Consider the following 25,145-nt stretch of genomic DNA (forward strand, 5'->3'; position numbering starts at 1 on the left):
CCACAAATGGTTTTATATTTTTAGCCCTGATAGTAGCGGCATCCTTTACCTTCTTTCTTTAAGAAGGTAAAGATACAGCGGATAGCAGGATAAGCTCCTTATTTTTGTAATAGTATTGCAGCTTCTTTGGCAAAATATGTCGAAATCAAACTCGCACCGGCACGTTTGATGCACATTAATTGCTCCATCATAATCTTGTCATTATCCAACCAACCTCTTTCGGCAGCAGCTTTAATCATAGCATATTCACCCGAAACATGAAAAACGGTTACGGGTACATTTACGGCATTTTTGACTTCGCGTACAATATCAAGATAGGCGATTCCAGGTTTTACCATTACCATATCAGCGCCCTCTTCAACATCCCAAAGTACCTCTTTGATGGCTTCAATGCGGTTTGCATAATCCATTTGGTAGGTTTTCTTATCTTTTGGAATTTCAGCATTGTCGACTGGTGCACTATCCAAAGCATCACGAAACGGCCCGTAAAATGCCGAAGCATATTTAGCCGAATAGCTCATGATTCCAACATGATGAAAACCGGCAGCATCTAAGCCTTGACGCAAACGCAATACGCGTCCGTCCATCATATCTGAAGGCGCTACAAAATCAGCTCCTGCCTGAGCATGAGAAACGGCCATTTTTACCAAAGCATCATTTGTTGCATCGTTTGCAACATCTCCTTTTTCAATGATTCCGTCATGACCATAAATAGAATATGGGTCTAAAGCCACATCTGGCATTACAATCATTTCAGGACATGCGGTTTTGATGGCGCGAATGGCGTTTTGCATTAAACCATTTGGATTCCAAGCTTCTTTTCCTGTATTGTCTTTTAAATCTTCACTGACTTTTACATATATATTTACCGCACGAATGCCTAAATCAAATAATTCTTTGACTTCTTTGACGGTTAAATCAATCGAGCGACGAAATATTCCCGGCATAGAAGGAATTTCCACTTGCAGGTTTTCGCCTTCTGCAATAAACATAGGAAACATAAAATCCGATGGACTTAAACTGGTTTCACGAACCAAACTTCTTATGGATTCGTTAACGCGTAATCTTCTACCTCTTTGTAATGGAAACATATATTTTCGTTTAAAGTTTCAGGTTTAAAAGTTTAAAGTTAAACCTATTTAAAATTTAAAATTTAGAATTTAAAATAAACCTAAAGCCAATCCCTTGGATTCTCTAATACTTTCAATAATTTCTCTTCTTCGCTTCCAGAAACTGGATGATGGTCGTAATGCCATTGCACACGTGGTGGTAATGACATTAAAATAGATTCAATTCTACCGTTAGTTTTTAGTCCGAAAAGTGTGCCTTTATCATGAACCAAATTAAACTCCACATAACGACCACGACGGATTTCCTGCCACGTTCTTTGTTCTGGAGTATAAGGTAAATTTTTTCTTTTTTCGACAATTGGAACATAAGCTTGAAGGAAACTATTTCCAACTTCGGTTACAAAGTTGAACCAATTTTCCATTGACATATCTTCATTTGCTTTGCAATAATCAAAAAACAATCCTCCAATTCCTCGTGCTTCGTTGCGGTGTGCATTCCAGAAATACCCATCGCATTGTTTTTTATATTTTGGATAAAAATCCAAATTGTGTTTGTCACAAGCTGTTTTACAGGTTTGATGAAAATGAACAGCGTCTTCTTCAAACAAATAATAAGGTGTCAAATCTTGTCCGCCACCAAACCACTGCTGGATTACATTTCCGTTGTCATCGTACATTTCGAAATAACGCCAATTAGCGTGAACTGTAGGTGTCATTGGATTTTTTGGATGCAAAACCAAACTCAAGCCACAGGCAAAAAAATCAGCTTCGCCTACATTGAATAATTTTTGCATAGAATCAGGCAATTTTCCGTGGACTGCCGAAATATTAACTCCGCCTTTTTCAAAAACTTTTCCGTTTTCAATTACTCGCGTTCTTCCGCCTCCTCCTTCTGGTCTTTCCCAAAGGTCTTCCCTAAATTTGGCTTGACCGTCAGACGCTTCTAATCCTGCACAGATTTGGTCTTGAAGGTTTTGTATGTATTGGTAAAATTTATTTTTCATTATAAATTTGCTTTTACAGCAGCTAACTTATTAAATATTTCGAATGAAAAAGTCTTGCTTTCCAACTGAATATAATTGTAAATAGCAATTGCTTTTTCAGAAAAATCAGATGGATTCTCTTTAGAACTTTTAACTAAAAAATCTGCAAATTGCTCCAACTGATTCCAATCCAAATGACAACGCATTAAAAGGGTAATTAAATCTTTTTCAGTAGCGTTGATTAAACTTTCAACACTTAATCCAAAGTCTTTCAACTCATTGTCTATTAAACTTGTATCTTCTAAATTCCAAAACTTAGGAACGAAAGTCAGTGAATGCAACACCTTTAGAATGTTGTCTATTCGGATGCTTTCCTGATCTCGTAACCCTTTGTTTAGCATTTTTAAATCTAATTATTGATTGTATTCTTTCACCGCATCAATAAATGCTTTCGCGTGATCCACAGGAATATTTGGTAAAATTCCGTGACCTAAATTTACGATGTATTTGTCTTTTCCGAATTCGTCAATCATTTCGTGAACCATTTTCTTAATTACCGGAATCGGAGAAAGCAAACGACTTGGATCAAAATTTCCTTGTAACGTTATGTTTCCACCAGACAAGTATCTTGCGTTTCTTGGAGAACAAGTCCAATCAACTCCTAAAGCAGAAGCTTTACTTTTTCCCATTTCGCCAAGCGCAAACCAACATCCTTTTCCGAAAACAATTACTGGAGCATCATCTGCCAAAGCTTCTACGATTTGGTTGATGTATTTCCAAGAGAATTCTTGATAATCAACTGGAGAAAGCATTCCGCCCCAAGAATCAAAAATCTGAACGGCATCAACTCCTGCTTTTACTTTTTCTTTCAAATATAAAATAGTAGTATCGGTGATTTTTTGCAATAAAACATGTGCTGCTTCTGGATGTGTAAAACAAAATCCTTTGGCCAAATCAAAACTTTTAGATCCTTTACCTTCTACTGCATAACAGAAAATTGTCCATGGTGAACCAGCGAAACCAATTAATGGTACTTCGTCATTCAACATTTCTTTAGTCAATTTCACAGCATCCATTACATAACCCAAAGTTTCCTGAATGTTAGGAACAATCACTTTTTCGACATCCTGAATGGTACGAATCGGATTAGGTAAAAATGGACCAAAACTTTCTTTCATCAACACCTCAATTCCCATAGCTTGTGGTACTACCAAAATATCCGAGAACAAAATTGCCGCATCTGGTGCAATTCTACGAATAGGTTGAACCGTGATTTCAGCAGCTAATTCTGGCGTTTGACAACGAGTGAAAAAATCATATTTATCACGCAAAGCGATGAATTCAGGTAAGTATCTCCCCGCTTGACGCATCATCCAAACCGGTGGACGTTGAACAGTTTCTCCTTTTAATGCGCGTAAAAATAAATCGTTTTTTATCATAATTTTGAACTATTGGCTATTAGCTGATTTGTTGCCTAAAGCGAAGGCTATATTTGGTTTTATTTAAATTCTTCGATTACATCTTCAATCACATCTTCAATGCTTGGCTGATTTGCAATTACAATGTTTTTTGTTATTTTTCCTAATGCTTCAGCAGTGGTTTCCCCAATACAAAAACAGGTTTCTTTTTTAATCTTATTTTCCTTTAGATAACTTTCAACTCCTGATGGGCTAAAAAACAAAATAGCATCTACTGTCTCTTTTATTTTATGAGGAGTTAAAGACGTTTTATAAACCTGGATTTCATTGAATTTTATTCCGGCTTCCGCCAAAGCTTTTGGCAATGTATCTTTTCTCAAATTTCCGCTGAAAAACGTATAACTTTCATTCGCATAAATCAAAGTAATGATTTCAGCTAAATCCGAAGCATATCCAGTATAAGCCACTACATTAAATCCAGCTTCTGACAATAGTATTTTAGTTTTTAAGCCAACGCAAAAAACATTTTTGGATTTTAATTCCTCCTGTTTTGGGTTTTTTAAAAAACTTCGAACTGCATTCTGACTGGTAAAAATCAGATTATCATTGAGCTCCGTTAATTCAAAATTTTCGGTTTCGGTTTTGATAAAATCCGCTTCGATTACCTGAAAATGGGCTTTTACTAATTCTTGTTTCTGATTTGCAGAAAGAATTTTGGTAGCTAAAATTTGAATTGAATTTCGCATTATTTTTTTAGCGTTTCCTTAATTGTTTTCATCAAAACCGCTCCTCCATTTTCTAAAATTTCTTTCGCTGATTCGAATCCTAGTTTTTTCCATTGTTCGATAGGAACAATTTTATCAACTTCTATTTTTTCTTTTCCATCTATAGAGAACAAAACACCTCTAAACTCGATGGTGTCGTCTTTTTCATTGTATTTTGCTAAAGCTCCAATCGGGGCTGTACAACCACCTTCTAATGTTTTCAAAAATTGTCTTTCGATATGCGTACAAATTTCTGTTTCAATATGATTCAATTGTGACACAGCCTCTTTGGTAAAATCATCATTTGCCATAGCAACAACAAGCATTGCTCCTTGTGCTGGTGCTGGAATCATCCAATCTAAATTAATAAAATTTGTTGGTTTCAAATTGATTCTTTCTAATCCTGCCGCTGCAAAAACAGCTCCGCTCCAATCGCTTTCTTGCAATTTTTGCATGCGTGTATTTACATTTCCACGCAAATCAACTACAGTATGATTGGGATATTTGTTCCACCATTGTGCTTGGCGTCTCAAACTTCCGGTAGCAATAGTTCCAGTTCCATTAAGAAAATCAAGGTTTCCTTTGTGAACTAAAATATCCAATGTATTGGCTCTTTCTAAAACTGCTGCCTGAACAATCCCAATTGGTAATGCCGTAGGAACATCCTTCATGGAATGCACAGCAATATCAACCTGACCATTGATCATGGCAATATCTAATGTTTTTGTAAAAATTCCAGTAATTCCTAATTCGTAAAGAGGTTTGTCAAGAATGATATCGCCCTCAGATTTTACGGCTACAATTTCTGTTTTATATCCTAAATCATTTAATTTTTTGGCTACGGTATGGGCTTGCCAAAGCGCGAGTTCGCTATCGCGAGTTCCTATGCGTATTATTTTTGTCATTATTTTGCAGTCGCTTCAATATGGAACACTTTTTCAATCCATTCGATACTTTCATCGACCATGGTTGTCTCCTCTTTAAGATGATTTGCGAAGTGTGTAGTTATTTTTTGGATGATTCTATTGCTGATGATTTCGGCTTGTTCTTCATTGAAATCGGCAATTTTTTTGCTTTGAAAATTCAGCTCAGAATCTTTAATCGCATTTAATTTTTTCTTTAAAGCATGAATTGTTGGTGCAAATTTTCTGGCTTTTGTCCAAACAACAAATTCTTCTTTAATTTCTTCAATGATTGCTTCAGCAGCAGGAATGTGAGCTTTCCTATTTTCTAATGTTTCATCCGTCATTTCAGATAAATGATCCATATGAATCAAGGTAACGCCTTCTAAATCTTTCACGTTTTCATTGACATTTTTTGGAATAGATAAATCCAAAATCAACATTGGTTTTTTCAAATTCAAAATTGCTTTATCGATAGTCGGGTTTTGTGCTCCAGTAGCCACCACAACTACATCTGCTTTTTGCAATTCTAGATGCAATTCTGAATAATCTTTTACAATCAAATTTAGCTTTCCCGCTAATTTTTCTGCTTTATCTTTGGTTCTATTGATTAAAGTGATGTGATCATTTTTAGTATGTTTTACTAAATTTTCACAGGTATTTCTACCGATTTTTCCAGTTCCAAAAAGTAGAATGTTTTTGTTTCCAATGTTCTCTACATTCTTCATGATGTACTGCACCGATGCGAAAGATACTGAGGTAGCACCTGAACTGATTTCGGTTTCGTTTTTTATTTTTTTGCTTGCTTGAATCGTTGAATTAATCAATCGATCTAAATAGGTATTGATTAAACCTAAAGATCTAGACTCTGCAAAACTGGTTTTTATTTGGGAAATGATTTCAAAATCACCAAGAATTTGACTGTCTAATCCTGTTCCTACTCGAAACAAATGATTTATTGCTTCTTGGTTTTTATATACGAAACCTACTTTTTGAAACGCTTCAACACTACCTTGACTGTTCTCGCAAATTAATTTTATTAATTGAAATGGATGCTCTGCAAAACCATATATTTCTGTACGGTTGCAAGTAGATGTTACGATTAAACTTTCTATGCCTTCTTGTTTTGCTTGTTCTAACAAACGTGTTTTGGCCAAAGTGTCTAAACTAAATTCACCTCTGATCTCGGCATCCGCTTTTTTATAGCTTAACCCAACGGAGTAAAAATAGAGATGCTTTGCTGCGATGTTATTTTTCATAGATACACTTTTCCTAAAAAGTGAAACAAAATTATCATTATACTTTTGATAAAAGTAACGCTTAAAGGACTATTTGTATCGCTAGATGCTTTTTTGAATCTATTTCGCTATTTTAATCTAAAAATTTCTATTTTTGTACTAAAATAAGGTGATTTATGTCGTTCTATTTAGAGTAATTCTAAATAATGTTTGCAGTTAATTGTTCTTTTTTTATTAAAAAAACATCGCTATGGGTTCTCAGGAAATTATAAAAATCGAAAATGATTTTACGCTGATTCGTTTTCAAAACGATAGCGAAACACCTTTTCATGCCCAACATGAAGTAAGCAGTGGCTTGATTCAGTTTCATTTTGGAATCAAAGGAAAGGCTAAGTTTATTTTCAATCAAGGCAATTATGCATTAGAATTGAAGGAAGAAAAATCCTTGCTTTTGTATAATCCGCAGAAAGAATTGCCTTTGAATCTTGAAGTTGCGCCTAATTCATGGGTAATTTCAGTGATTGTTTCTATCAAAAAATTTCATGCTCTTTTTTCAACAGAAGCAGATTATATTCCGTTTTTGAGTGCAGATAATAAAGATAAAAAATATTATAACGAAGGAAACATCAGTCCATCAATGGCGATTGTCTTGAGCCAGTTGTTTCATTACACCCTAAATCCTTCTATTAAAAATCTATACTATAAAGGAAAAGGATACGAACTCTTGAGCTTGTATTTCAATAGAACCGAGGATCCAAACGCAGAACAATGTCCGTTTTTGATTGATGAAGAAAATGTTTTGAAAATAAAAAAAGCAAAAGAAATCATCATTGCAAATATGGCCGAGCCGCCAGGATTACAAGAACTAGCAGATCAAGTAGGCTTAAATTTGAAAAAACTAAAAATGGGTTTCAAACAAATTTATGGCGATACAGTTTATGGGTTTCTTTTTGACTACAAAATGGATTTTGCCCGAAAATTATTAGACAGCGGCTCCTATAACGTAAACGAAGTAGGACTGAAAATCGGGTACAGCACCGGAAGTCATTTTATTGCTGCGTTCAAAAAGAAATTTGCAACAACCCCAAAAAAATATTTGATGTCAATAAATCCAAACATGTAATTGCATCATTTTTTTAGATAAAACAATAGGTAAAAAATAGTTAATCATCATTTAATAAAAAGTAAGTTTATTTACTTTTATCCAAAAATAAAAACAAAATGAAAGGCGTATTATTAGTCAATTTAGGTTCTCCAGAAAGTCCAACTCCAAAAGATGTAAAACCATATTTAGATGAATTTTTAATGGACAAATACGTCATTGACGTTCCGTTTTTATTAAGAGCATTATTGGTTCGAGGAATAATACTTCAAACAAGACCTAAAAAATCTGCAGCAGCTTATGCTAAAATATGGTGGGACGAAGGTTCGCCTCTTGTGGTTATTTCAAAAAGAATGCATGAAAAAGTAAAACAACAAGTTGAAATTCCTGTTGCATTAGCCATGCGCTACGGAAACCCTTCCTTATTATCAGGATTACAAGAATTACATGATAAAGGTGTAAACGAAGTAATGCTTTTTCCATTGTATCCACAACATGCTATGGCTTCAACCACAACAATTTTGGAACTAGCAGAAGACTTGCGTAAAAAACATTTTCCAGAAATGAAGTTTACAATTGTTCCTGCTTTTTACAACAAACCAGATTACATAAAAAACCTAGCCGATTCCATAAAAAGTCATTTAGAAAATTTTGAATATGACCATTTATTGTTTTCGTATCACGGAATCCCAGAGCGTCATATTCGTAAAACAGATATAACTAAATCACATTGCAAAATTGATGGTTCTTGTTGCAACAAACCATCACCTGCACACGAATTTTGTTACCGTCATCAATGTTATGAAACTACGAAACAAGTAGTCAAATTATTAGGAATTCCAGAAGGAAAATACAGTCAAACCTTTCAATCTCGCTTAGCTGGTGATAAATGGTTAACACCTTACACTGATGTTGAAGTTAACAAAATGCCAGAAAAAGGGATTAAAAATCTCGCTGTTGTAACTCCTGCTTTTGTATCTGATTGTTTAGAAACTTTAGAGGAAATTGCCATGGAAGCCAATCATGAATTTAAAGAACATGGAGGCGAAAATTTTATGGCTATTCCTTGTTTAAATGACAGCGACGATTGGTGTAAAACAGTTAGTAACTGGATAACTGAATGGGCCACCGTTGAAAAAGTAATCGTTTAAAATGACCGTCACCGCCGAAGAATTAGGCTCACAAAATATTAAAACCCTCTTGATAAAACAAGCGGTTCCTTCTTCTATTGGCATTTTATTCATGTCGGTTAACATATTAATTGATACCATTTTTGTCGGGCAATGGATTGGTTCTTTGGCCATTGCAGCAGTAACCGTAGTGCTTCCTATTACCTTCTTGATTTCGTCATTAGGAATGGCTATTGGTGTGGGCGGAGGTTCTGTACTTTCGAGAGCCTTAGGCGCGAATCATAAAGAAAAAGCACTATACACATTTGGCAATCAAATTGTCATGACTTTGTTATTGTCTGCTTTATTTTCTCTTTTTGGAATTATTTTTAGCGATCAAATGCTTTTGTTATTTGGCGCTAAAGGCGCCATTATGGAACCTGCTAAAGAATTCTTTTTCCCTATTATTTTGAGCGTTCCTTTTTTGGCATTATGCATGATGGGAAATAATATTATCCGAGCAGAGGGGAAAGCAAAATTCGCAATGATTGCTATGATTATTCCCGCTTTTGTCAATATTGCTTTAGACGTTCTTTTTATAAAAATATTGCATTTAGGGATGTTTGGTTCTGCAATGGCAACGGCTATTTCTTATTTTATGTGTTTTGTTTTTGTATTGTGGTTTTTTCTCTTTAAAAGCGAATTAGCTTTAAAAGCACGACATTTTAAACTTAAAATTACCATTATAAAAGAGATAACGCAACTAAGTTTTGTTACTTTTTCAAGACAAGGTGTTGTGAGTATTTTGGCCATCATTCTCAATCATACTTTATACACTTATGGCGGAGAACATTCCGTTGCAGTTTACGGAATCATAAGCCGAATGCTAATGTTTGCTTTGTTTCCCATTCTAGGAATTACGCAAGGGTTTCTTCCAATTGCGGGTTTTAATTATGGCGCTCAAAATTATGAAAGAGTCAAAGAAAGCATTCTTATTTCAATAAAATATGCCGCCATTTTAGCGACGGCTATTTTCATAATTATTCTGCTTTTCGCAAAACCAATTGTAGCCGTTTTTACAACTGATCCAAAAGTAATTGCAGAAACTCCTGAAGCACTACTTTGGGTCTTTGCAGCTTCCCCAATAATAGCGATTCAATTGATTGGAGCTGCTTATTTTCAAGCTGCCGGAAAAGCAAAAAAGGCCTTATTTTTGACTTTGAGTAAACAAGGTTTTTTCTTAATCCCATTAGTACTTATACTGCCCGATTTTTTAGGTATTTTTGGTGTATGGGTTGCCTTTCCTATTGCCGATGTTTTATCAACTGTAATTACTGGCTATTTTTTAAAAAAAGAAATGAATATCAATTTAATTCAACCAGAAGATGGACTCTTATAATTATTTAAAATCACTTCACCTCATCTTTGTAATCACATGGTTTGCGGGACTATTTTATATTGTACGCTTGTTTGTATATCAAATTGAAGCGGCTCAAAAACCGTCGCCAGAAAAAGAAATACTACAAAAACAATACAAAATAATGACCTATCGTTTATGGTATATTATCACTTGGCCTTCCGCAATTTTAGCTAGTATTTTTGCCTTTTGGATGTTGTTTTTTACTGATTTAGGAGCCGCTTGGCTTCAAATGCCTTGGATGCATGTAAAACTTGGCTTTGTATTTGTGTTGTATTTATATCATTTAAAATGCCATCAAATATATAAGCAACTACAAAATGACGAAATAAAATATACAACAAATTATATGCGCTTGTGGAATGAAGGTGCTACAATTATTCTTTTTGCAGTAGTATTTTTAGTGATCTTAAAAAATGAATTCAATTGGATTTATGGCGTAATTGGAATCGTTTTGTTTTCTGTTTTGATTATGCTAGGCTTTAAATTTTACAAACAAATTAGAGAAAAAAATCAATCATAACTATGTTCAAAAGCTTTAAAATATCGATGCTTTCATTGCGAATTAGGATTTTCCTTTCGATGATTGTATTGATTATTACTGCTTCTATTTTGCTCGCCTCAATTTCTATTGTTCAATTTAAGAATGAAGCAAAAGAATACCATCAAGAACGTTTAGAACGTAAAGAAAATGCGGTAAAAGAACACATCAACTATGTACTTTCAACTACAACTTACCCGCTGACATCTGCTAATTTGGGGCTTATATTTAAGGATAAAATTCATGAATTGGCACAAATTCATTCCATTGAAATAAACATTTACAGTCTGGATGGAAAATTATTAAAATCCTCAAAAGAATCTTTCTCCGTTGATAAAGTTTCGCCTCCTGTTCCAAAATACATTCTGAAATTAGTCCGTTCCTCGATTGAAAAAAGATACGTTGATATCAAAACCATTGACGGAGTTAAAAATCGTTCTTCTTACAGTCAAATAAAAGATGATAAATTCAAACCTCTAGGCATTTTAAATCTGCCTTATCTTGAGGATGATGGGTTCTATGAAAAAGAATTAAATAATTTCCTGATTCGTTTAGGCCAAGTTTATTCGTTTATGCTGCTGGTGGCTTTTGCTTTAGCTTATTTTCTTTCCACCTATATCACAAAGTCTTTAAAAACGATTTCGGATAAATTGAGTGAAACTAGTTTGAATCAAAAAAACGAGAAAATAAGGGTTGAAGCCAGTAGCAAAGAAATAAATTTATTGATAAAAGCGTACAATGCGATGGTTGATGAATTAGAGATTAGCGCTGTAAAACTGGCACAAGGTGAACGAGAAGAAGCGTGGCGAGAAATGGCAAAACAAGTGGCGCATGAAATAAAAAACCCTCTTACACCCATGCGATTGACCGTACAAAGTTTCCAGAGAAAATTTGATCCTTCTGATGCTGATGTAAAACAAAAAATGAAGGATTACTCCGATACTCTAATTCAACAAATTGACACTATGAATGCGGTTGCTTCGGCTTTTTCTAATTTTGCATCAATGCCAGCACAACAAAATGAAACCCTAAATGTGGTTGAAGTAGTCGAACTGGCTATGGATATTTTTAACGAAGATTACATCACTTTTGAAAAAGATGCGGCAGAAATAATTTCGAAAATTGACCGAACTCAACTTATCCGAATTATTACAAATTTGGTTAAAAACGCCATTCAATCTATTCCTGAACAACAAGAAAAAAAAGCAATTTCTGTAAGGGTCAAAAAAGAGTCAAAGAACGTTTTGATTATTGTTAAGGACAATGGAATCGGAATCGAACCAAAAGATATAAACCGAATTTTTGAACCAAAATTTACCACTAAAAGTAGCGGGATGGGATTAGGTCTTGGTATTATAAAAAACATCATTGAAAATTACAAAGGAACAATTACCTTTGATACAGAATACGAAAAAGGAACTACTTTTACCGTTTCGCTCCCAATAATTAATTCCTAAACGAGAACCATGAATTACGAGAACATTTTAATTGAAATTGAAAATAATATCGCAACAGTTACCGTAAATCGCCCAACCAAACTCAATGCGCTGAATAAAGAAACCATTGACGATTTACATAAAGCTTTCAAAAATTTAGGTAAAAACAAAGAAGTCAAAGTTATCGTTTTGACCGGTAGTGGTGAAAAAGCATTTGTGGCAGGAGCTGATATTGCTGAATTTTCTAATTTTTCAATAGAAAAAGGAACCGAGTTAGCCGCTGAAGGACAAGAAAAATTATTTGATTTTATTGAGAATTTAAAAACCCCAGTTATTGCAGCTGTAAATGGTTTTGCATTAGGAGGTGGTTTAGAATTAGCTATGGCTTGTCATTTTAGAGTTGCTTCGGATAATGCTAAAATGGGATTGCCTGAAGTATCACTTGGACTTATTCCTGGATATGGCGGCACGCAACGCTTACCGCAATTAGTAGGCAAAGGTCGCGCTATGGAAATGATTATGACTGCTGGAATGATTTCTGCGGATGAAGCCTACAGAGCTGGTTTAGTAAATCATGTTGTTCCTCAAGCAGAACTTTTGGATTTCTGCTATGGAATTGCCCAACGAATAATGAAGAATTCACCTGCCGCAATTGGCAAAGCTATTAAAGCCGTGAATGCAAACTTCAAAGAAGGGAAAAACGGCTACGAAACAGAAATAAAAGCTTTTGGTAAATGTTTTGGAACCAATGATTTCAAAGAAGGAACTGCTGCTTTTTTAGAAAAAAGAAAACCTTCTTTTACGGGAAAATAATCCTTTATAAATAATAAAATATTTCAATACTAAATTATAATTATGTCCTTTCAACCTGTATTTACCCAATTCTGGGAACACGTAAAAGAAAGTATCCAGAATGGAACATTTGCAAAATTAACTTTGGCAAAAACCATTGGTGATACGGAATTAAAAAACATCTATGTACGTCCTGTTTTGTTGGAAGATGATTTTAAACTTTCGTTGATAGCACGTTACAAAACGGAAGAAGTTGAAAGTTTTCATACGCTAGACGAAGCTTTTTTTGTATTGGCTCCGTATATGAATAATCCTTTTTTAACGGCACTTTTGTTCACAACAGAAAATGATCTAACTTTCAAACTCAACAAAAAAAGAGTTGGAAGCATTATAGAACAAGCTCCTACTTTCAAAAATGCTTCGGATGTAATTATTGAAATGAAAGAAAAAGGAATTTAAAATTAGTGGTCAGTGAACAGAATTTAGTGATCAGTTCATGGTTTGTGTGTAAAACAAGACTGAAATCGATTTTTTTGAAGTAAAGCGGTACAATTTAAACGTCAACAAACTGAATACTAAAAACTGAACACTGCTTACTTACTTTTCCCCTTCCCATTCGGAATAGAATTGCGCTAAAAAGCCTTCCATATAACGATGTCTTTGAATAGCAATTTCTTTACCAGATTCGGTATTCATTTTGTCTTTTAGCAACAAAAGTTTTTCGTAAAAATGATTAATTGTTGGCGCTTCACTCTTTTTATATTCTTCTTTTGTCATTCTGGTATTTGGGGATATTGCAGGATTGTGCATTGCCCTATTCTTAAAACCTCCATAGTTAAACGCCCTAGCAATTCCTATGGCACCTATCGCGTCTAACCTATCTGCATCTTGAACAATATCTAATTCTATTGAAGAAAATTTTTGGTCGAAATTCCCGCCTTTGAACGAGATATTTTCAATAATATTAATGACATGAGTAATACTATTTTGATCTACATTTTCAGATTCTAAAAAAAGACGTGCTTTTTTAGGACCAATAGTTTCATCTCCATCATGAAATTTACTATCCGCAATATCATGAAGCAAAGCTCCAAGTTGTACCACTTTGATGTCACAGGTTTCATTTTGAGCAATCAACAACGCATTTTTGTATACTCTTTCTATATGAAACCAATCGTGTCCTCCTTCGGCATTTTCTAAATTTTGCTTAACAAAAAGGATTGTCTTACTAATTAAATCTGGTTTGTTCATTTTTGATGGATATAAAAAATGTTGAATTTTAAAGTTAATTGCTTCAAAATTCAACATTAATAATTTAAAATTCAGAATAATTAAATCTTAGCAGGCTCTACCCATTTGAAAATATAAGATTCTTCTGGAATAATTAAACGCTCTGAAATTTTAGCCATTCTAGCAGGCAAACGCATCAAATAATCACGTGCTTTTTCTGCTTCATCAGTCAAACCAGCAATTTTATCAATTTCCCATTTGTCAATTAATTTTTGCATAATATCAACATAATCAGTAGCCGTATAAACCCCTATTCTTTGTGCCGAATCTGAAAACTGTTCAAAAGCAGTACCTATTTTTTGTCCTGATTCTCTCAAGAAATGTGCTGGCATAACAATTTTTTGTTTCATCATGTATTGAAAAGCAAGCATCATTTCGCTAGGGTCAACCTGAAAAATTCTGTTTACAAATTCACTATAAGCATGATGGTGGCGCATTTCGTCTCCAGCAATCATTTTACACATTTTTGCTAATTTATTATCCCCGTGTTTTTTTGCCAATTGAGAAACTCTATTGTGTGAAACATAGGTTGCTAATTCTTGGAAACTAGTGTAAACAAAGTTCTTATATGGATCTCTTCCTGTACCAATATCAAACCCATCATTGATAAGATGTTGTGTTGTCATTTCAACTTCGCGCATGTTTACTCTACCTGACAAATACAAATACTTGTTAAGCAAATCACCATGACGGTTTTCTTCACCAGTCCATTGACGAATCCATTTTGACCAACCGTTTCGCTCTAAATTATCTATACCTTCCACTTCCATCAACCATGATTCGTATGTTGGCAAAGCTTCTTCTGTAATGGTGTCACCTACCATAGCAACCCAAAAATCATAGGGTAAATCTTTAGCAATTTCTCTCAATTCTTTTACTTCCTCAAAAAAAGTATCACTTTCTGAATTAGGTAAAAAATCTGATGGTTGCCATATTTTTTCTACTGGGATTAGATACTGATCGACAAAACTGTCAACGTTTTTTTCCAAAAACTGCATTACTTCTAATCGAATGTTTTTTATAGACATTATGTATAAATATTAAAATTTAATTCCTTTTACTACTTCGCTTTCCGTTTTCTCCATTAATTCAGCAAAACTAAATTCGCTTACTGCTAATGGTTTATGAATGGTAAAGGTAAGATGATTTCCTAAACCAAGAGGAAAAAAACCATATTTTACCATTTTCCAAGAATTATTTATGGTGATTGGAACCACATAAGCAGATGGGGCGTACTTACATAATATTTTCAAACCGCTTTGGGCAAATTCTTTTGGCTTCCCCGTTTTACTTCGTGTTCCTTCAGGGAAAATAACTGCCGAACGCGTATTTTTTTCAATATATTCAGACAATCCTTTGATTACTGGAATGGCTTGTTTTGGGTCTTTTCTATCAATAAGTACTGATCCTCCATGTCGCAAATTGTAGGAAACACTTGGAATTCCTTTTCCTAATTCTATTTTACTTACAAACTTGCAATGAAATCGTCTCAAATACCAAATCATAGCTACAATATCATACAAACTTTGATGGTTTGATACAAATATCAATGGAACGCCTTTTGGAATATCTTCTGTATTTTCAAATTTATAGGTAGTCCCTAATAAATTCGTACATCTCAACAAAAAAAAGTTTAGATAATCCACACTTTTTTTATGTGCTTGGTATCCAAAAACATTGAAGCAAATCCACTGAATTGGATGAAAAACAACCAAAGTAAGACCAAAACACAAATAATAAATTACCGATATGGGATACGAAATTAGTTTCTGCATGCTTTAAAATAAACCACAAAAGTAAGAAATATATTTGTAGCTATATTTAAATCACAAACAATAAGTAGGTTTAGGGTTTAATTGTACCTTTGTGGACTAAAATATTTGCCTTTTTTACAAAAAAATGAATTTTACTTACACAAAAAATGAAAAGCTGAAAAGCAAAACCACGATTGGATTATTGTTTTCTGAAGGGAAATCAGTGTCAAAATATCCTTTACGTTTGGTTTATCATGCAGGTGCTTTGGGTGATAATGAAAAAATGAAAATTGGTGTTTCGGTTTCAAAAAAATACTTCAAGAAAGCGGTTGACCGAAATTATTTTAAACGGGTTCTTAGAGAAACCTATCGATTAAACAAGCATTTGCTGAAAGACAATCTAGATCAGCCGTATGCTTTTATGTTTTTTTACCAAACTAAAGACCGATTGTCATACGAAGAAATCAATACTAAAACGATTCAATTATTCGAGAAATTTTTAACACAAATCAATCCTGTTATTCTCGAAAACAAAGACAATTCTTCAGATTCTAAATAATTTTTTTAGATTATAAACTCCAAAATAAGTGTTTGTATTTAACATTTATTATTGGCTATTTATTGTTATTTTAGTACTCTAAACTAAGATATACCGCAATCCATGACTTCCCTTTTCAAAAAAAAATATATAATTCCTATTGTAGCTTCTGCTTTTTTATATGTGGGTGTTAGTTTCAAAGATGATTTTTTTGAAATAGCTAAGCAAATAGAAATTTTTACGACCTTATTTAAAGAAGTAAACAGAAACTATGTCGACGAAACTAATCCGGGCGAATTAATGGATAAAGCCATCAAAGGAATGTTAGCCAGCCTTGACCCTTATACCGTATATTTTAACGAGCAAGATGTTGTCAAATTTAAGATAAACAATACTGGAGAATACAATGGAATTGGCGCATTAATAACCCGAAAAGAAGACAAATTAATCATTAAGGAACCATATAAAAATTTTCCTGCCGATAAAGCGGGTCTTAAAGCTGGTGATGAAATTATTCAAGTTGGTGATATTATTTTATCTGATTTCAAAGACGATGCTTCTCAATTATTCAAAGGTGTGAAAAACACTAAAATTGATGTTAAATACATTCGTCAAGGAAAAACCTATTCTACTCCAGTTATTCTTGATGAAATTGAAATCAAATCCGTTCCGTTTTTTGCAAAAATAGATGACAAAACGGGCTATATAGTTTTATCGCATTTTAGCAAAAAAGCATCATTAGAAACCAAAGAAGCTTTAGAGCAGTTAAAAAGAGAAGGTGCTGAGCGAATCATTTTAGACTTAAGAGATAATCCTGGTGGACTCCTAAACGAAGCGGTTAATATTTGCAATTTGTTTGTGCCAAAAAACGAAATTATCGTAACCACAAAATCAAAAAATGACAAACACAACAACACTTATAAAACGACCAGAGAACCTATAGATATCCAAATTCCATTAGTAATTATTGTCAATGGGAAAAGCGCTTCTGCTTCTGAAATTGTGTCTGGAGCTTTGCAAGATTTAGATCGAGCGGTTGTTATTGGAAGTAGAAGTTATGGAAAAGGATTGGTTCAAAAACCAGTTGATTTGACTTACGGAACCCAATTAAAAGTAACTATTTCTCGCTATTACACTCCTTCAGGCAGATGTATTCAGGCACTTGATTACAGCCATAAAGACAAAAATGGAATGGCAATAAAAACGGAAGAGAAAAATTACAATGCTTTCAAAACCCGAAAAGGAAGAACCGTATATGACGGCGGTGGTATTCAACCCGATATTGAACTCGAAGAATCTAAATCAAGCCCGATTGCAAATGCTTTAGTTAGAAATGATGGTATTTTTAATTATGTAACTTCATATTATTATAAAAATCCAACTCTTGGAAATCAAATTCCGAGTTTTTCTGATGCGGATTATGCCGATTTTAAACAGTTTTTAAAAACCCAAAAATTCTCCTTTGACACCGAAACTGAAATTGCATTGAAAAACACTTTGGCTGCAGCCAAAAAAGAAAAAATTGACGAAACTATTACAACAGAATACCAACAATTATTAACGGCACTTCAAAAAAGTGAAACCAATTTATTAGATAAAAACCAAAAAGAAATTAAAGGTTTAATTCTAGACGAAATCATCAAACGCTACCAATATCAAGAAGGATTGTATCAATATTACATTAAAAACAATTCAGAAATCAAAAAAGCTACCAGCGTTTTAAATTCTGAATTGGAGTATAAAGCTATTTTAAAAATGTGATGAAAAACTATTTTAAGATAATAGCCTTCTTGTTTTTCAGTGTAGTATCCCCACAAAAAAAACTTGCTCAAACGGTCTATTTTGAATTTGATAAATACACCTTAACATACGAACAGTCAAAGATTATAACAGATTTTATACAAAAAATAGACAGTTCAAAAATAGAATCTATTGAAATTTATGGCTATTGCGATGATCGTGGTAAAAACGATTACAATTATACATTGTCCAAAAACCGAGTTGAAACGGTTGAAAAAATCATTACTTCAAACGGATTCAACAAGAATAAAATTATAATTATTGAAGGCAGAGGTAGGATAATTTTAAAGAAAGACACCGTACAAAACTTGAATAAAGTTCGATCTGAAAATAGACGTGTCGACTTAATCCTTCTAAATAAAAACACTTTAGGAAAAAACTGCTACAATTCATTTGAAAATAATATTGCAGTGGGGAATAGTATTTTTTTGGAAAACATCTTGTTTGAAATTGGAAGTAGTAAACTAAGTTTAAAATCCAAAAACGAATTAGATAAAATTGCAAAAGAGCTACAAAAACACCAAACAATTGAATTTGAAATTAGAGGTCATGTTTGTTGCACCCCAAACTATTATACGGATGGAATTGACAAGGAAACTAAAGAAAGGAAACTTTCATTAAATAGAGCCAAAGCCGTTTATCGATACCTTCTTTTAAAAAATATAAACAAATCCAGAATGTCCTATAAAGGTTATGGCAACAAATCCCCTTTAGGAAAAGGAGAAGCATTAGATAGGAGAGTAGAATTTTTTATTTCGAAAATATAATTATTCTCTCGTCATTTCAATATGTGGAATGTCATCTTCTAGATACATTTCGCTGGTTTGAACAAATCCATGAGTTTCATAGAATTTTTTTAGATACAATTGCGCTCCAATAGTGATTTTGCTTTCGCCAAAATGCTGCTTAATAGCTGCAATAGACTCCCGCATTAAATCGTGTCCCCATTTTCTATCTCGGTAATTAGCATCCACAGTTACCCTACCGATGGAGGCATTTTCAAAACTGATTCCTGGCTTGAAAAGTCTTGTATAGGCAACTATTTTGCCTTCAAACTCACCAAAAAGATGAAGCGCCAGTTTGTCTTTACCGTCTAAATCTAGATAAACACAGTTCTGTTCTAAAACAAAAATTTCACTTCTCAATTTTAGTAAATCGTATAATTCATGTACCGAAAGAGCCTCAAAGGTCTTTATTTTCCATTCTAATGTCATGCTTTTTTCTATCTAAATTATCTTCTTTTAACGTGAAGAGACTTAATAATTGCTTCTAATTCCTGCATCAAATCCCTTTTGTCTTTTGAGGGAGAATAACAAAATCCTTCTAGCACTAATAATCGGCTGTATGCTTTATCCACTATTACATAATTAATAAATGGCCCAGACATAAAATCATTTTTCAGCTCCCAGGTTCCTCTTGTTTCGTAAGCCTCTTTTCCATCTAATTTTATTTTTAGAAGATAAGGTGCATATCCTTCCTCAGTAATCATTGGAGTATTAGCTTCTGTTCCGTGAATATATTCCCCTATAGAATCTCTCATCTTTACTATTGAAGCAATTAAACTTGGGTCTTTTTTTAAATAATCCAAAGGCAATTGATAGATTAACAAACTCGTATTCCCACTTATAATTTCTTTTTTCATCCAAATAAACTTGCTCTTATGAAGCATGTACTCATAGCCAGAGGGAACATTTAAGGAAATATGAAATTTGTTTGCAATTATCTTTGGGTTGAGCAACGATTGTTTTATAATACGTTGGGTTTCTGCTATTTCAGCATCGTGTATAATTTGAATTATTTTTGGGGTATTTTTTTCAAGAATAGCAATAATTTCGGCACCCGTTTTTCCTGAAATATGAAACACATTTTGTGGAGATGCATATTCGTTTTTATGGATTTCAAATTTATTGATTGCGTCCTTTTTTACTATAATAATGGCTCTGCTATCTGTAGCAAATCCTTCTAAAAGTTTAATTGGATATTGGTTTATAGTAAATAAAGGTTCTTCTTGAGGTAAGCCAACAACTGGCGCAGCAAACTTATTTCTGATACTATCTCCTATTTCTCCATTCCATAATTGATCATCAACAATAACTGAAATGGTATTTATTTTTCCAGTAGTTTGTCGAGGTGAGACATCATTTTTCTTTGTGCATGAAAAAAGCACTAAGGAAAATAGAAGGCATAAAAAATGGGTTTTATTCATTATAATTCAATTATAAAATAAAACCCAAATTTATAGAAGTTTATTGTATTATCCGCTTATTTTAAGCTTCATTCCGGGTTTAAGTTCTTCCCCGCTAATATCATTCCATTTTTTTAAGTCTGAAATGGTCACGCCAGGATATTTTTTAGAAATACTATATAAAGAATCTCCTTTTTTAACATAGTATTCTGCTCCCTCTTTTTTAGATATTCCAGAAAAATCACCTTTCTTCTTGAAAGTATCTGCAGTAGCTTTATTAGTATTGATTACTAGTTCATTTTTTGCAACAATCAAAGTGCTTCCTAACGCAATTGAATTATCATTTAAATTATTCCATTGTTTTAATTCCGCCAAACTAGTTCCAAATTTTTTAGCAATGTTTCCAAGATTATCTCCTTTTAGAACTACATATTGAATGTCTTTTCGGTCTTGTTCTGGAGCAACCTCAACTTTATTTTCTGTACCTTTTTTAGCAACTTGAATAGGCGCACCTAATTGAATATTGTTATTGGATAGATTGTTCCATTCTTGGATTTCGGCTACAGTAACATTATATTTTTTAGCAATAGTACTTAAATTATCTCCTTTTTGAACCACATAAATAGAATCTTTCAGGATTGACTTTTTATCTTTTTCATCTGCTTGAGCCACACGCTGATTGTCATTAGCTGTTGTTGAAGCTGCAACATCTGATTTAATATCTTTAGTATTAGATGCTGATGCATTTTCGTCATTGATGATTTTTAAATTTTTACCATACGCAACTGAATTGCCTTTCAGGTTATTCCATTTTTTCAAATCTATAACGCTTACATCATATTTATTTGCAATAGTAGTAAGATTGTCGCCTCGTTTTACCCTATAGTATTTTGTTTTAGAAAGTACAACAGATTTGATATTTGGCATCGTATCTTTTGAAGCAATTGCTTTTACAACCTGAAATGGCCTTTCTCTTTGGTCTAACTCATGTTGTGCATAAGCATAAATCTGATCTTCATTTGAAGTAAAAACAGCAATTTTATCTTGTGGTAATCTCAAATAATGACTTTGGTCTTTATAAAACGGAATTACATTTAGTTTATAAGATGGATTCAAAACTTGCAATTGAGCTACCGGAATATCTAATAAATCAGAAATCTGTTTAAAAGACATTTGCTTTTTAATCATTATGGTATCCGTAGCAAAATGTTTAACTAAAGCTCTGTCTGGTTTGATTCCGTGTTCTTTATGGTATTCATAAATATACATGGTTGCTAAAAAAGCAGGTACGTAGCCTTGCGTTTCTTGAGGAAGATTTTTTCTAATATTCCAATAATTTTGCTGTCCTCCAGAACGTCTTATTGCTTTAGCAACATTTCCAGGTCCTGAATTGTACGAGGCTAATACTAAATCCCAATCGCCAAATATCTTGTACATATTGGTCATGTATTGCGCTGCGGCATCGCTGGCTTTTAATGGATCGCTTCGTTCATCAACATAAGAATCAATTTTTAATCCATACTGTTTTCCGGTTTGATACATAAATTGCCAAAGTCCTGTTGCGCCAACTCTAGAAACAGCTCTTGGATTTAAAGCAGATTCTACAACGGCTAAATATTTTATTTCTAAAGGAACATTTTGTTTGGCAAGTGATTCTTCAAATAGTGGGAAATAATATTCAGAAATAGCCATTAATCGTTCAAATGATTTTTTTCTATTTTTCAAAAATGATTTGATGATGTTTTCTAACCCTTGGTTGTATTCAATATTGAAAGGAGATTTAGCATCCATTTCTTGAAGCCTAGCTTTTAATAATTCCGTAGGCAATTCATAATCTACTTTCTCGTCAATATTGATGGTTTTAATATCATTTTCCAAATCGCTAAACAAATCTAAATTTGTCAATTCCTTCATCCACAAACTATCAACACAAGAAGCCATGTCGTCTTTTATGAAAGTCATCTTAATGGAGTCTAGATAGGATGTTTTTGACTCTACTTTTGAATTCCATTTTTCAGTGATTCCTTGCGAAAACATAGTGATGGAAAAAAGTAGAAAAAACGATATGGTGGTATTTTTTATATTCATATTTATAGGATCAACAGACTAAAATTCAAATGATTATAAATTCATTTTTACAAACTTAATAGGTTATAACTAAAAAACCCTTTAAATATTGTTAAAAAATCAAAATTAGCCTCTTTTTTGATGAAATTTGGCTAATTCTACACTAAAATTAGCCTTAAAAACACATAACTGTAATAATTTCAGCTATAAATTTGTTTCACAGAATTTATTTTTTTCCCTTATAAAAGAGAAAACCTTAGAGATAAAATAAAATATCTCTAAGGTCTTTATTTTTTTAAATCTGCTATAAATACAGACCAAAAATTTTCATTCGAGAGTCATTTTCAGACACTGAATAAAGTTATATTTAACTCAGAGGATTAATCTAAAATTGCTGCAATTCCTGGCAACACTCTACCTTCTAACATTTCTAACATAGCACCTCCACCAGTCGAAACGTAACTCATTTTGTCTTCAAAGCCAAATTGTTTTACAGCTGCAACTGAATCTCCTCCGCCTACAAGTGAGAAAGCACCATTTTGAGTAGCTTCAGCGATATAATCTCCAAGAGCAATTGTTCCTTTTGCAAAACTTTCCATTTCAAAAACTCCTAAAGGACCATTCCAAAGAATTGTTTTAGACTCTAAAATTACTTTTTTGAAGTTTTCCAATGATTTTGGACCAGCATCTAAACCTTGCCATCCGTCAGGAATTTCTCTTACATCAACAACTTTTGTATTTGCTGAATTTGAAAAATCATCAGCAGCAATTACATCAACTGGGATGTGAATTTGAACTCCTTTTTCTTTTGCTAATCTTAAAATTTCAAGTGCTAATTCTTGTTTGTCATCTTCACAAATAGAATCTCCTATTTTTCCTCCTAAAGCTTTAACAAAAGTATATGTCATTCCACCACCGATAATCATGTGGTCTACTTTATCTAAAATGTTTTCGATAACCGTGATTTTAGAAGAAACTTTTGATCCACCAAGAACTGCAGTTACTGGTTTTTCGCTGTTTTTCAAAACCTTGTTTAAGCTTTCAATTTCTTTAGCTAACAAAGCTCCAAAACATTTATCTTCTGGAAAAAACTGTGCTATAATTGTAGTAGAAGCATGTGCTCTGTGAGCTGTTCCAAAGGCATCATTTACATAAATATCTCCTAATGAAGCTAGTTCTTTTGCAAAAGCAACATCTCCTGCTTCTTCTTCAGCATGAAAACGTAAATTTTCTAATAATAAAACTTGTCCAGCTTGTAATTTGTCTGAAGCACTTTTTGCTGGCTCTCCAATACAATTTGAAGCAAATTGAACCTCAACTCCAAGAATTTCTGAAGCTGTTTTTAAAATATGTTTTAATGAATATTTTTCTTCCGCACCTTTTGGTCGACCTAAATGCGACATTAAGATTACGCTTCCGCCATCTGCAAGAATTTTATCAATAGTTGGCTTTGCCGCTTCGATACGAGTTGCATCAGTTACGTTAAAATTTTCATCCAATGGTACGTTAAAATCAACGCGGATTATTGCTTTTTTATTTTTAAAATCAATGTCATTTACAGTCTTCATTATTTTTGTTTTTTAGTTTATTTTGAAAGAATAACAAATATAATACTTTTAAATTACTAATAAATTCGAAAATTATAGAAAAATATAGCTTTTGTCAACGAAATCGTTGTAATTTAATAGATAATACTTTTTTTAAATAAAAAGGAACCTAAATAAATAGGAACACTTAATCATGGACTGGACTTTGCGTACAAGGACAATTACTAATTCCTTGTAGAAAATCAATTCCTATTGTAACCACGTGTGTCCCTGAATTAAATACCGCCAATTGGTTAAGCGTAACCTGATAGGAATACCCAAAATAAAAATTAGATTTCTTGAAACCAAACATAGGCCCCACGTTTAAAGGTTTAAAAAATTGATCGTTTAAGAAACGATAGGAAAACCCAGCCCAATAGTAATCTTCATACTTATTAAAATGTCGGTATTTAATGTTTAAATCCGTGCTAGAACGTTTATCACTGGCAAACAATTGATAATATACAGAAGGTTCAATTTCAACATTTCTGTTGTTTGGGCTTTTAAAAACATAACCAGAATAAATCTGATAATTCAAAAGTAAATTAGGCTCTACACCCATATACTTATCAATGTTTTTAGTTAAAATATTACTTGCGTTAAAACTGAAATAAAACGATTTATTTCGGTACAATATCCCTGCATCAAAGTTATTGTTTGAATTGAATCTGTTGTCTGTTATAGATGGATCTAAGACAGGTATTTCATAGGTTGTATTGAATTTACTTATGTCAATTTTAAAATTATTAATGTTGTAAGAAAGTCCAAAAGACAAATATTGCTTGGTATAATAATCTAAAATAATATGGTGTGCAAAAGAGAATTTAGCGCCTGTTTGTCTGGTATTTCCATTGCTATCATTATAGAAGGACACTCCAATTCCTGAACGATCTGCTATTCTGAAATCCGCATAAACCGATTGATTTTCGGGAGCATCTTTTATACCTACCCATTGTGTCAATCCGTTAGCTCTTATTTTAAGATTGTCACCAATTCCTGCAAATGTTGGCGATATCACAAAATGATTATCCGCTAAATATTGCGTAAAAACAGGTAAATTCAACTCCTGACCAAAACTATAGGTTGTGGCCAAGAGAAGGAATGACAATACTATTTTTTTTATTTTAATCATTTTCGTTTGCTTGAAAATAGC

At 33.1% G+C, this 25,145-nt stretch carries 25 protein-coding genes; 10 read left to right on the forward strand and 15 right to left on the reverse strand.

Annotation, left to right across the window (positions count from 1 at the left end; all coding sequences use genetic code 11):
- Positions 1-98: 98 nt before the first annotated feature.
- The 7 genes from hemB to hemA form a co-directional block, all read right to left on the reverse strand.
- A complete protein-coding gene (hemB, locus tag C8C88_RS05490) occupies positions 99-1,091 on the reverse strand; it encodes a porphobilinogen synthase (protein WP_121337145.1) in 993 nt (330 codons plus the stop codon).
- Positions 1,092-1,171: 80 nt separating this feature from the next.
- On the reverse strand, positions 1,172-2,074 hold the full coding sequence (hemF, locus tag C8C88_RS05495) for an oxygen-dependent coproporphyrinogen oxidase (protein WP_121337146.1): 903 nt from the start codon (positions 2,072-2,074) through the stop codon (positions 1,172-1,174).
- Complete coding sequence (locus C8C88_RS05500) at positions 2,074-2,454, reverse strand: hypothetical protein (protein ID WP_121337147.1); 381 nt, start codon at positions 2,452-2,454, stop codon at positions 2,074-2,076. The genes hemF and C8C88_RS05500 overlap by 1 nt, the downstream gene beginning before the upstream one ends.
- Positions 2,455-2,466: 12 nt before the next feature.
- Positions 2,467-3,492 (reverse strand): uroporphyrinogen decarboxylase, encoded by a 1,026-nt coding sequence (gene hemE, locus C8C88_RS05505; RefSeq protein WP_121337148.1) that lies wholly within the window; start codon positions 3,490-3,492, stop codon positions 2,467-2,469.
- Between the two features lie 59 nt (positions 3,493-3,551).
- The gene (locus C8C88_RS05510; protein WP_121337149.1) at positions 3,552-4,217 is read right to left on the reverse strand and encodes a uroporphyrinogen-III synthase; all 666 of its coding nucleotides are present in this window, start codon (positions 4,215-4,217) and stop codon (positions 3,552-3,554) included.
- Positions 4,217-5,140, reverse strand: a complete 924-nt coding sequence (gene hemC / locus C8C88_RS05515; protein WP_199711395.1) for a hydroxymethylbilane synthase — start codon at positions 5,138-5,140, stop codon at positions 4,217-4,219. The genes C8C88_RS05510 and hemC overlap by 1 nt, the downstream gene beginning before the upstream one ends.
- A complete protein-coding gene (gene hemA, locus C8C88_RS05520; protein WP_121337151.1) occupies positions 5,140-6,396 on the reverse strand; it encodes a glutamyl-tRNA reductase in 1,257 nt (418 codons plus the stop codon). The genes hemC and hemA overlap by 1 nt, the downstream gene beginning before the upstream one ends.
- Before the next feature lie 229 nt (positions 6,397-6,625).
- On the opposite strand from hemA, the gene C8C88_RS05525 reads away from it, so the two are divergent.
- The 7 genes from C8C88_RS05525 (at position 6,626) to C8C88_RS05555 (ending at position 13,231) form a co-directional block, all read left to right on the forward strand.
- Positions 6,626-7,498, forward strand: a complete 873-nt coding sequence (locus C8C88_RS05525; protein ID WP_121337152.1) for an AraC family transcriptional regulator — start codon at positions 6,626-6,628, stop codon at positions 7,496-7,498.
- A 98-nt stretch (positions 7,499-7,596) separates the two neighbouring features.
- On the forward strand, positions 7,597-8,628 hold the full coding sequence (hemH, locus tag C8C88_RS05530; protein ID WP_121337153.1) for a ferrochelatase: 1,032 nt from the start codon (positions 7,597-7,599) through the stop codon (positions 8,626-8,628).
- A gap of 1 nt (position 8,629) precedes the next feature.
- The gene (locus C8C88_RS05535) at positions 8,630-9,985 is read left to right on the forward strand and encodes an MATE family efflux transporter (protein WP_121337154.1); all 1,356 of its coding nucleotides are present in this window, start codon (positions 8,630-8,632) and stop codon (positions 9,983-9,985) included.
- A complete protein-coding gene (locus tag C8C88_RS05540; RefSeq protein ID WP_121337155.1) occupies positions 9,972-10,526 on the forward strand; it encodes a CopD family protein in 555 nt (184 codons plus the stop codon). Before C8C88_RS05535 ends, C8C88_RS05540 begins: the two co-directional genes overlap by 14 nt.
- A gap of 59 nt (positions 10,527-10,585) precedes the next feature.
- Positions 10,586-12,001: a PAS domain-containing sensor histidine kinase gene (locus tag C8C88_RS05545; RefSeq protein WP_121337156.1), complete on the forward strand. Its 1,416-nt coding sequence runs from the start codon at positions 10,586-10,588 to the stop codon at positions 11,999-12,001.
- Positions 12,002-12,010: 9 nt separating this feature from the next.
- Positions 12,011-12,793: an enoyl-CoA hydratase/isomerase family protein gene (locus C8C88_RS05550; RefSeq protein WP_121337157.1), complete on the forward strand. Its 783-nt coding sequence runs from the start codon at positions 12,011-12,013 to the stop codon at positions 12,791-12,793.
- A 42-nt stretch (positions 12,794-12,835) separates the two neighbouring features.
- The gene (locus C8C88_RS05555) at positions 12,836-13,231 is read left to right on the forward strand and encodes a hypothetical protein (RefSeq protein ID WP_121337158.1); all 396 of its coding nucleotides are present in this window, start codon (positions 12,836-12,838) and stop codon (positions 13,229-13,231) included.
- 138 nt (positions 13,232-13,369) lie between these two features.
- Here the strand turns inward: C8C88_RS05555 and C8C88_RS05560 are convergent, their stop codons facing one another.
- The 3 genes from C8C88_RS05560 to C8C88_RS05570 form a co-directional block, all read right to left on the reverse strand.
- A complete protein-coding gene (locus tag C8C88_RS05560; protein WP_121338582.1) occupies positions 13,370-14,023 on the reverse strand; it encodes an HD domain-containing protein in 654 nt (217 codons plus the stop codon).
- A gap of 80 nt (positions 14,024-14,103) precedes the next feature.
- Positions 14,104-15,090, reverse strand: coding sequence for an acyl-ACP desaturase (locus C8C88_RS05565; RefSeq protein ID WP_121337159.1), 987 nt, complete (start codon positions 15,088-15,090; stop codon positions 14,104-14,106).
- 12 nt (positions 15,091-15,102) lie between these two features.
- On the reverse strand, positions 15,103-15,837 hold the full coding sequence (locus C8C88_RS05570; protein ID WP_121337160.1) for a 1-acyl-sn-glycerol-3-phosphate acyltransferase: 735 nt from the start codon (positions 15,835-15,837) through the stop codon (positions 15,103-15,105).
- 124 nt (positions 15,838-15,961) lie between these two features.
- Between C8C88_RS05570 and rnpA the strand changes: the two genes are divergently transcribed.
- From rnpA to C8C88_RS05585, 3 genes are all read left to right on the forward strand, one after another.
- Positions 15,962-16,375 (forward strand): ribonuclease P protein component, encoded by a 414-nt coding sequence (rnpA, locus tag C8C88_RS05575; protein ID WP_121337161.1) that lies wholly within the window; start codon positions 15,962-15,964, stop codon positions 16,373-16,375.
- Positions 16,376-16,477: 102 nt separating this feature from the next.
- Complete coding sequence (locus tag C8C88_RS05580) at positions 16,478-18,115, forward strand: S41 family peptidase (RefSeq protein WP_121337162.1); 1,638 nt, start codon at positions 16,478-16,480, stop codon at positions 18,113-18,115.
- Complete coding sequence (locus C8C88_RS05585; protein WP_121337163.1) at positions 18,115-18,921, forward strand: OmpA family protein; 807 nt, start codon at positions 18,115-18,117, stop codon at positions 18,919-18,921. Before C8C88_RS05580 ends, C8C88_RS05585 begins: the two co-directional genes overlap by 1 nt.
- On the opposite strand, the gene C8C88_RS05590 is transcribed toward C8C88_RS05585, so the two are convergent.
- The 5 genes from C8C88_RS05590 to C8C88_RS05610 all read right to left on the reverse strand — a co-directional run bounded on the left by C8C88_RS05590 (position 18,922) and on the right by C8C88_RS05610 (position 25,124).
- Positions 18,922-19,368, reverse strand: a complete 447-nt coding sequence (locus C8C88_RS05590; protein ID WP_121337164.1) for a GNAT family N-acetyltransferase — start codon at positions 19,366-19,368, stop codon at positions 18,922-18,924.
- A 17-nt stretch (positions 19,369-19,385) separates the two neighbouring features.
- A complete protein-coding gene (locus C8C88_RS05595) occupies positions 19,386-20,360 on the reverse strand; it encodes a DUF4837 family protein (protein ID WP_121337165.1) in 975 nt (324 codons plus the stop codon).
- A gap of 48 nt (positions 20,361-20,408) precedes the next feature.
- Positions 20,409-22,427, reverse strand: a complete 2,019-nt coding sequence (locus C8C88_RS05600) for a LysM peptidoglycan-binding domain-containing protein (protein ID WP_121337166.1) — start codon at positions 22,425-22,427, stop codon at positions 20,409-20,411.
- Positions 22,428-22,786: 359 nt separating this feature from the next.
- Positions 22,787-23,974, reverse strand: coding sequence for a phosphoglycerate kinase (gene pgk, locus C8C88_RS05605; RefSeq protein ID WP_121337167.1), 1,188 nt, complete (start codon positions 23,972-23,974; stop codon positions 22,787-22,789).
- A 166-nt stretch (positions 23,975-24,140) separates the two neighbouring features.
- Complete coding sequence (locus C8C88_RS05610; RefSeq protein ID WP_233549314.1) at positions 24,141-25,124, reverse strand: type IX secretion system membrane protein PorP/SprF; 984 nt, start codon at positions 25,122-25,124, stop codon at positions 24,141-24,143.
- Between the last annotated feature and the right edge of the window lie 21 nt (positions 25,125-25,145).

It is taken from the genome of Flavobacterium sp. 123, from assembly GCF_003634825.1.
Lineage (GTDB): Bacteria > Bacteroidota > Bacteroidia > Flavobacteriales > Flavobacteriaceae > Flavobacterium.